4 protein-coding genes are annotated in these 2,288 nt (G+C 65.1%); all 4 read left to right on the top strand.

Annotation, left to right across the window (positions count from 1 at the left end; all coding sequences use genetic code 11):
* The coding region (locus tag ACN269_RS34250; RefSeq protein WP_421477421.1) for a hypothetical protein at positions 1 to 680 on the top strand (680 nt) is incomplete at its 5' end.
* Positions 677 to 1,432, top strand: coding sequence for a hypothetical protein (locus ACN269_RS34255; RefSeq protein WP_421477422.1), 756 nt, complete (start codon positions 677 to 679; stop codon positions 1,430 to 1,432). The genes ACN269_RS34250 and ACN269_RS34255, both read left to right, overlap by 4 nt.
* A gap of 19 nt (positions 1,433 to 1,451) precedes the next feature.
* The gene (locus tag ACN269_RS34260; protein ID WP_421477423.1) at positions 1,452 to 2,054 is read left to right on the top strand and encodes a cytochrome c oxidase subunit 3 family protein; all 603 of its coding nucleotides are present in this window, start codon (positions 1,452 to 1,454) and stop codon (positions 2,052 to 2,054) included.
* Positions 2,055 to 2,056: 2 nt separating this feature from the next.
* Positions 2,057 to 2,288 (top strand): cytochrome C oxidase subunit IV family protein (locus ACN269_RS34265; RefSeq protein WP_421477425.1); only part of this gene is annotated, 232 nt, incomplete at its 3' end.

A 2,288-nucleotide genomic window follows, 5' to 3' on the forward strand; every position in this document is an offset into this window, starting at 1 on the left:
TGGCGGTGGCGTTTGTCGCGTTTCCCGGTTTCTTCCCGCCGATGTCACCGGAATCCAGCGCGGACGCGGTGGCCGAGTTCTACCGGCAACACACCGCGATGATCCGGTTCAGCATGATCACGTTCAACTTGTGCGCGATCATGCTGATCCCGTTCTTCATGGTGATCGTGGTCCAGATGAAGCGGATGGCCACACCCAGTCACGTGCTGGCCTACAGCTATCTGGCCGCCGTCACCACCGGGGCGACGCTGTTCGCCATCGCCGATATCTTCTGGCTGGTCGCGGCCTTCCGGCCGGAGCGCGATGCCGAGTTGATCCTGCTGCTCAACGACATGGCCTGGCTCATCTTCATCGCCCCGGTCGGGATGATCGTCGTGCAGAACCTGTGCCTGGCGCTGGCCGTACTGCTCGACAATCAACCGGTGCCGGTATTTCCGCGCTGGGTGGCGTACTTCAGCGTCGCCACCGCGGCGGCGATGGCACCGGCGGCCTGCGCCGTCATCGTCCGTACCGGGCCACTGGCCTGGGACGGGGCCATCTCGTTCTGGCTGCGGCTCGGCGCATTCTGTCTGTATCTGGCGGTGATGTTCGTGGTGGTGCGGGCGGCGATCGCCCGCCAGGCAGCCGAGGCCGGCGATGACGATTTCAGTTCCCCGCCGGCGCAACCGGTGGCGCAGTGAGCGCGACCGCCGCCCCGGTCGAGGTCGGCCGCCGGCCGGCCGACTGGACCCGCAGACCCAAGATCGATCAGTGGATCTGCTGGTGGACGATCCCGATCTTCTACAACATCTTCGGGCTGATCTTCGTCGTGCTGACCCGGGTGATGCCGCCGCCGCGGCCGGACGTCGGACCCGATCAGATCGTGGCCTTCTTCGAGGCGCACTCGCTGACCATCCGGATCGGTTTCGCGGTGCTGATGATCTTCATCGGCTTCACCGGCGTCGCCAACGGCCTGATCGCCTTTCAGATCAAACGGATGTCGGTGGCGCCGGTGTTCGCCTACGCCTACATCGCGGCGTTGGCTGTCGGCGCGATACCGGGTTGCCTGCTGGCCGCATTCTCCTTCCTGGCCGCCGCATTTCGGCCCGACCGCGACCCCGAACTGGTCGCCATGCTCTATGACCTCGGCCTGTTGTCATTCGTCGGGTCGCTGGGCTGCTTCGCCACCCAGAACATGGTGCTGGCGCTGGCGATCTTCCTGGACCGAAACGACATCCTGCCGAAATGGCTTGCCTACATGTCGATCTGGATGATCGTCACCGAACTGCTCGCCGGCCCGGTGTTCATCTTCAAGGCCGGTCCGCTGGCCTGGAACGGGTCGATCAGCTTCTATATCGGCACTGCCGTCTTCGTGGTCTGGGAGATCTGCATCATCAAACTGCTCTACTCGGCGATCAAGCGTCAGGCCCCCGACGAACTGGTCCAGGACTGATGGCGGGGGGAGCGTACCGATGACCGACACCGAGCAGAGCGCACCCAGCCGGCCCGCGCCCGCCTCCGGACCGGGACGGCACCTGCCCGGCGACGGCAGCATGTGGGTGTTCGTGCTCGGCGACCTGGTCATCTTCGCCAGCTACTTCATCGTCTTCATGATCTACCGTAACCAGCAACACGACCTCTTCCTGGCGTCCCAGCAGCACCTCAGTGTCACCGTCGGTGTCGCCAATACGCTTGCGTTGCTGACCAGTTCGTGGTTCGTGGCCCGCGGTGTGCTGGCCGCGCGGGCCGGCGATCCGGCGCGGGCGATGCGGCTGACGGTGTACGGCGGACTGTGCGGCGTGGCGTTCATCGGCCTCAAGGCCTACGAGTGGGCAACCAAGATCGGCGAGGGCCTCACCTTCCCTAGCAACGACTTCTTTATGTTCTACTACCTGCTGACCGGGGTGCACGTGTTCCATGTGGCGCTCGGGCTGGTCTTCCTGGCGGTCGTGTATTTCGAGCTGCGCAATCCCAAGTACCGCCGGATGACGATGGTGGAGACGGGCGCCACCTACTGGCACATGGTGGACCTGCTCTGGATCGTCATCTTCGCCCTGCTCTACGTCATGAGGTGAGAATGACTGCTACCGCCCGCATCACCTACGTCTGGCTCGCGTTGTGCGCGCTGACCATCGGCAGCTGGCTGCTGGCGCCGGCCGGGCCGACCCACAGTCTGGATGCCAGCGTGCCGATCACCATCGCGGTGCTGGCGATGGCGGCGGTCAAATGCCGGCTGATCCTGTCGCACTTCATGGAGGTGCGCACCGCGCCGGGCTGGCTGCGGATCGCCGTCGACGGCTGGCTGGTGG

Source organism: Micromonospora sp. WMMD736 (genome assembly GCF_049179015.1).
In the GTDB taxonomy this organism is placed as follows: domain Bacteria; phylum Actinomycetota; class Actinomycetes; order Mycobacteriales; family Micromonosporaceae; genus Micromonospora.